The sequence below is a fragment of the Streptomyces colwelliae genome, from assembly GCF_048158785.1.
Classification (GTDB): domain Bacteria; phylum Actinomycetota; class Actinomycetes; order Streptomycetales; family Streptomycetaceae; genus Streptomyces.
In genome coordinates this window covers 1-5,803 of sequence record NZ_JBLTJC010000525.1, presented here as the reverse complement: position 1 = coordinate 5,803, position 5,803 = coordinate 1, and the positions used below count along the sequence as shown (strand labels likewise).

The 5,803-nt window shown below is 69.8% G+C and carries 6 protein-coding genes; 4 read left to right on the top strand and 2 right to left on the bottom strand.

Translation table 11 applies throughout. The annotated features are described in order from the left end of the window. Positions 1 to 543: GDSL-type esterase/lipase family protein (locus ACNFOC_RS49725; RefSeq protein ID WP_416965595.1), on the bottom strand; the 543-nt coding region annotated here is incomplete at its 3' end. Positions 544 to 642: 99 nt separating this feature from the next. Between ACNFOC_RS49725 and ACNFOC_RS49720 the strand changes: the two genes are divergently transcribed. Beyond that, positions 643 to 1,641 carry a WD40 repeat domain-containing protein gene (locus ACNFOC_RS49720; protein ID WP_416965594.1) on the top strand — a complete coding sequence of 333 codons (999 nt, stop codon included), beginning with the start codon at positions 643 to 645 and terminating at the stop codon, positions 1,639 to 1,641. On the opposite strand, the gene ACNFOC_RS49715 is transcribed toward ACNFOC_RS49720, so the two are convergent. Then, on the bottom strand, positions 1,622 to 2,458 hold the full coding sequence (locus ACNFOC_RS49715; protein WP_416965593.1) for a TetR/AcrR family transcriptional regulator: 837 nt from the start codon (positions 2,456 to 2,458) through the stop codon (positions 1,622 to 1,624). The genes ACNFOC_RS49720 and ACNFOC_RS49715 overlap by 20 nt on opposite strands. 105 nt (positions 2,459 to 2,563) lie before the next feature. Here ACNFOC_RS49715 and ACNFOC_RS49710 point away from each other — a divergent pair, with 105 nt between their 5' ends. The 3 genes from ACNFOC_RS49710 to ACNFOC_RS49700 form a co-directional block, all read left to right on the top strand. Beyond that, complete coding sequence (locus ACNFOC_RS49710) at positions 2,564 to 3,577, top strand: efflux ABC transporter ATPase subunit, DrrA-related (protein WP_416965592.1); 1,014 nt, start codon at positions 2,564 to 2,566, stop codon at positions 3,575 to 3,577. Positions 3,578 to 3,675: 98 nt separating this feature from the next. Then, the gene (locus ACNFOC_RS49705) at positions 3,676 to 4,491 is read left to right on the top strand and encodes an ABC transporter permease (RefSeq protein WP_416965596.1); all 816 of its coding nucleotides are present in this window, start codon (positions 3,676 to 3,678) and stop codon (positions 4,489 to 4,491) included. A 125-nt stretch (positions 4,492 to 4,616) separates the two neighbouring features. Beyond that, the coding region (locus tag ACNFOC_RS49700; RefSeq protein WP_416965591.1) for a glycoside hydrolase family 5 protein at positions 4,617 to 5,803 on the top strand (1,187 nt) is incomplete at its 3' end.

Sequence of the window (5,803 nt, the reverse complement as noted above, 5' to 3'; positions counted from 1 at the left end):
GGGGAGGGAGGCCAGGAGGAGGGGGGAGCGTGGGTCGTCCAGGTCGGCGACCGCCTTCGCCTGGAGTTCGTTGAAGAGGGCGACCTCGGTGGCGAAGGGGGCGTCCGTCTCGGCGCGGACGTTCGGGATCACCGGCAGGAACACCATGCGGACGGACGGTCTCGCGATGCGGGCCGCCGCGACGAAGGACCGCATGTTGTCGGCCGTCTGCGCGGCGTTCGTGTAGAAGCCCAGGTCGATCAGGCCGAGGGAGACGAGGAGCACGTCCGCCCGGTGCGCGCGGACCGCCTCGCCGATCAGCGGGGCCATGTGCAGCCAGCCCTCACCCCAGCCGGCCAGGTGGAAGTGCGGGAAGTCGGGGTCGGCGTACTCGTACGACGTGGGCGTGTCCGTCGCCTTGTCGTACAGCGTCTCGCGCGGGCCGACCACGGCGAACGGGCCGCCGTAGGTCGCGCGCAGGTGCTGCCACATCCGGTAGCGCCATGTGTGTTCGCCCGCGCTCCCGATCGTCATGGAGTCGCCTACGGGCATGAACCTGAGCATCCGCTCATGATGGACGATCAACCACCCGTCGACGGAACGGGCGGGGTGTGAGGCCCACCACGCCGATCGGCGCGCTGTGGGGGATGGCAGGCTGGGGGCATGCGTCGCTTCCTCGCGTTCCTCGGCGCCGGCTTCCTCGTCGGCGCGCTCGCCCTGCCCGCAACCGCAGCACCCTCCGACGACGGTGACGGCAAGGGCGACAAGGGGTTCACGATCACCGACTCCCGGATCACCGAGTCCAGCGGGCTCGCCGCCTCGCACCTCCACCCCGGCATCTACTGGACGCACAACGACAGCAACGACGGCCCGTACATCTACGCCGTCGACAGCAGCACCGGCAAGACCGTCGCCACGGTCACCTTCAGCGGGGTCGGCAAACCGCGTGACGTCGAGGCGATCTCCATCGGGCCGCACAACGAGATCTACATCGGCGACATCGGCGACAACCTCGACGGGACCTGGCCGTACGTCTGGATCTACAAGCTGCCCGAGCCGAAGGTGCTCAAGGACCAGACGATCCGGGCGACGCAGTACGTCGTGAAGTACTCGGACGGCGCACGGAACGCCGAGTCGCTGCTCGTGCACCCCAAGACCGGGCGCGTGTACATCATCGACAAGAAGGAGGACGGCGGGCATTTGTTTGAGGGCCCGGCCACGCTCTCCTCCTCCGGGACGAATTACTTCAAGCCCATCGCCGCCGTCGACCTCTGGGCCACCGACGCCGCGTTCTCGCCCAACGGCCAACAGCTCGCCGTACGCGGGTACTTGGGCGGCATCTACTACGACTGGAACGGCGGGAAGATCAAGCGCGAGGGGCGCCTCGACGTGCCGTTGCAGGGGCAGGGGGAGTCCGTCAGCTACTCGGCGGACGGCACCAAGCTCATGTACGGGAGCGAGGGCGACGACAGTCCGGTGCAGGCCGAGGACGCTCCCGGGGGCGCTTCGGACTCCTCCAAATCGCCCTCGGGCGGCGGGAGTTCGGCGAGCGGCGACAGCGACGGCGGCTCGGGGAACAACGTGAAGATCGGCGCGGTGGCCGTCGTGGTCGTCTGCGGGGCGGTCTTCGGGCTACGGCGCCTCACGCGTCGTAGGGGCTGAACTCGCCTGTTTCTCCGGGCCATTGGCCCTCGCCGCGCTGTTGGCCCTCACGGCGCTGTTGGCCTTCACGACGCTGTCGGACCCGTACCTCCAGCCCGTCCAGGATGCGTCCGAGCCCGAACTCGAAGTGGTCGAAGCCGGCGGTGAAGGTGTCGGGGGAGAGGGACGCGAGCGTCGGGTACGCGCCGGTCGCCATCGCCTTCTCCAGTGCCGGGACCTGGGCGCCGTAGAACTCCGCGTCGGTCAGGCCGGTGCTGCGGGCCGCCTCCTCCTGGTGGACCTGGGTGCGGGCGGCGCCGACGACGTAGCCGTCGATCATGACGACCGTCGAGACGAGTTCCGGGTCGGTCAGGCCCATCGGGCGGATGCGGCCGAGCAGGTGCTCCAGGGTGGCGAGGGCGCGGGGCCCGAGGAGTGGGCGGGACTGGTTGACGCGCAGCAGCCAGGGGTGCCGGCGGTGGACGGCCAGGGCCTCGCGGGCGGTGGCCTCCAGTGCTGTGCGCCAACTGCCGCCGCTCTCGCGGTCGTTGGGGCGGTCCGGGAAGCGGACGCGGTCCAGCATGAGGTCGAGGAGCTCGGCCTTGCCGGGGACGTACCGGTAGAGCGACATCGCGCCCGTGCCCAGGTCGGTGGCGACGCGGCGCATGGAGACCGCGTCGAGCCCCTCCTCGTCCGCGATGCGGATGGCCGCGTCCACGATCCGGTCGACGGACAGCCCCGGCTTCGGCCCGCGGCTGGGGCGGGGGCCGGTGTCCCACAGCAGTTCGAGGGTGCGGCCGATGTCACCACTGCCGCTGGACTCCTGACTGCTCGCCATGGGGCGAGTGTAGATCCCGGGGCGAAAACCGAGTACACCGTACGCGCAATCGGATACGGTGCACGCAGTTCGAACGCTCGGTACAGGAGGGAGGGAAGAGGGCCCATGGGTGGTGACTCCTACGTGGTGGAGGCCGAGGCGCTGGAGAAGCGCTACGGCGACAAGCACGCCCTCGACGGCTTCGACCTGGCCGTCCGCGAGGGCACCGTGCACGGTCTGCTCGGCCCGAACGGCGCCGGCAAAACCACCGCCGTCCGCATCCTCTCCACGCTGATCCGGCTCGACGGCGGCCGGGCGACCGTCGCCGGTCTCGACGTGGCCCGGCAGCCGCGCCAGGTGCGCACCCGGATCGGGCTCACCGGCCAGTACGCGGCGATCGACGAGATCCTCACCGGCCGGCAGAACCTGGAGATGTTCGGCCGCCTCTTCCATCTCGGCCGCAGGCGGGCCAAGTTGAGGGCGACCCAACTCCTGCGCCAGTTCGACCTGGAGGCCGCCGCCGACAAGGGCGCGGGCGGCTACAGCGGAGGCATGCGCCGCCGCCTCGACCTCGCGGCCTCGATGATCCTGGCCCCCGCCGTCCTCTTCCTCGACGAACCGACCACCGGCCTCGACCCGCGCAGCCGGGGCGAAGTCTGGGAAGCGGTACGGCAGTTGGTGGCGGACGGCACCACGGTCCTCCTGACCACCCAATACCTTGAGGAGGCCGACCGCCTGGCCTCCCGCATCACCGTCATCGACCAGGGCCGGGCCATCGCCGACGACACCCTCGACGGCCTCAAGAACCGCGTCGGCGGCGACCGTATCGAGGTCGTGCTGCGCGAACCGGCCCACATCCCGTACGCGTTGCAGGCGGTCGCGAGGGTCGCCCACGGCGGCCAACCGGAGGCCGACATGGGGGAGTTGCGGGTGCACGCGCCGGTGGCCGACCGGGTGGGCTCGCTGACCGAGGTCGCCCGGTACCTCCACCACTACGGCATCCCCGTCGAGGACATCGGCCTGCGCCGCCCGAGCCTGGACGACGTGTTCCTACGGCTCACGGGCCGCCGTACGGAAGAAGAACCGACCGCCCAGGAACCGGAGTCCGAGGTCTCGGAGACCGAGGGGGCGGCGGCGTGAGCGGCGGCGCGCAGACGGCGCCCGCGTCGGCGTCCGCGTCCGAGGGGACCGGACGGACGTACCGCAGACGGCCCCAGCACGGCCGCTTCTTCTGGACGATCGCCGACTGCTGGAACGTCGTCCGGCGCGGCCTGACCCACTACCGGCGCCAACCGGTCAGCATCCTCTGGCAGTTGGGCTTCCCGATCCTGTCCGTGCTGCTGTATGGGTACGTCTTCGGCAAGGCGATGCGGGTGCCGGGCGGCGGGGACTACAAGGCGTTCCTGATGCCGGGCATGTTCGTGATGACGGTGGCCATGGGCTTCGTGTCGACGGCGACGATCTTCGTGAACGACGCGAAGAAGGGCGTCATCGACCGGTTCCGTTCCATGCCGATGGCGCCGTCGGCGGTGGTGGCGGGGCGCGGCGCGACCGATCTCATCGTCGCCTGCGCCGAGTTGGGCATCATGATGGCCACGGCGTACGGCATGGGCTGGCGCCCGGCGTTCGGCGCGGGCTCCGACCTGGGAGCGGACCTCGGCATCCACATCGGCCTCGGCCTGGACTTCGTGAAGGCGGTGGCGCTGCTCCTGGCACTCCGCTTCGCGCTGATCTGGGTGGGCGTGTGGCTGGGGTTGTTGCTCCCCGGCCCCGAGCAGGTGGGCGGCCTGTTCGCGATCGTCTTCCCGCTGACGATGATCTCGAGCATCTACGTCTCCCCGACACAGATGCCCCACTGGCTCGGCCAGGCCGCCCTCTGGAACCCGCTCTCGTCCACGGCGGGCGCGACACGGGCGCTCTTCGGGGCGCCGACGGGGCAGGGCACGTCCTGGCCGGAGCAGCACGCGTTGCTGCTCGCGGGGGCATGGCCTGCGGCGCTGACGCTGCTGTTCCTTCCGCTGGCGGTGCGGAGGTTCCGCAGGCTCAGCCGGTAGCCGTAGGTGACTGTCGACGTCCGTTGCCTTGACGTGTCCACGCGGCGTGGCTTCCATGGGAGGCGCAGGGTGGTGGGAGCGCTCCCACCCGTTCCGGACCCGCGCCTCCGAGAGGAAGCCGCGACATGTTCCGCAACTTCCGCAACTTGAGAAGAGCGCTGTGCGCTGTTGCCGCAGCGCTCCTTCTACCGCTGGCCGGTGTGCACCCAGCACAGGCGGCCGATACGGCGAGTGCCCCCGGCGCCGGTTACTGGCACGCCAGTGGCCGCCAGATCCTCGACGCGGCCGGGCAGCCGGTCCGTATCGCCGGGATCAACTGGTTCGGCTTCGAGACCGCCAACTACGTTGTGCACGGCCTCTGGTCACGCGACTACAAGAGCATGATCGACCAGATGAAGTCGCTGGGCTACAACACCATCCGCCTCCCCTACAGCGACGACATCTTCAAGTCCGGCACGGTCCCCAACAGCATCGACTTCTCCAGCGGCAAGAACGCCGACCTCCAGGGCCTCAACTCCCTCCAGATCATGGACAAACTCGTCGCCTACGCCGGCCAGGACGGCCTGAAGGTCATCCTCGACCGGCACCGTCCGGACGCGTCGGCCCAGTCGGCGCTCTGGTACACGTCATCGGTACCGGAGTCGACGTGGATCGCCAACCTCCGCTCCCTGGCGACCCGTTACGCGGGCCAGTCCACGGTGATCGGCATCGACCTCCACAACGAGCCGCACGATCCGGCGTGTTGGGGCTGCGGTGACGTCGCGACGGACTGGCGTCTGGCGGCGGAACGCGCGGGCAACGCGGTGCTGTCGGTCAACCCGGACCTGCTGATCTTCGTCGAGGGCGTGCAGACGTACGCCGGCGTATCGGGTTGGTGGGGCGGCAACTTGATGGGTGCGGGCCAGTACCCGGTGGAGCTGAACGTCCCGAACCGGGTCGTGTACTCCGCCCACGACTACGCGACGAGTGTCGCCCAGCAGAGCTGGTTCAGCGATCCGTCCTTCCCGGCGAACATGCCCGGGGTGTGGGACAAGTACTGGGGCTATCTCTTCCGGCAGAACATCGCGCCGGTGTGGGTGGGCGAGTTCGGCACGACGCTGGCGTCGACGGTGGACCAGAAGTGGCTCGCGGCGCTGGTGAGTTACCTCCGCCCGACCTCGACGTACGGCGCGGACTCCTTCTCCTGGACCTTCTGGTCGTGGAACCCCAACTCCGGTGACACGGGCGGGATCCTGAAGGACGACTGGCTCACCGTGGACACGGTGAAGGACGGGTACCTGGCGAGCGTCAAGGCGGCGGGGTTTCCGAGCAC

What these genes read in the sequence shown, in the direction of transcription:
- ACNFOC_RS49710 (WP_416965592.1), top strand. Translation starts at nt 2,564, where the DNA reads ATGGGTGGTGACTCCTACGTGGTGGAGGCCGAGGCGCTGGAGAAGCGC.
- ACNFOC_RS49715 (WP_416965593.1), bottom strand. Translation starts at nt 2,458, where the DNA reads ATGGCGAGCAGTCAGGAGTCCAGCGGCAGTGGTGACATCGGCCGCACC.
- ACNFOC_RS49720 (WP_416965594.1), top strand. Translation starts at nt 643, where the DNA reads ATGCGTCGCTTCCTCGCGTTCCTCGGCGCCGGCTTCCTCGTCGGCGCG.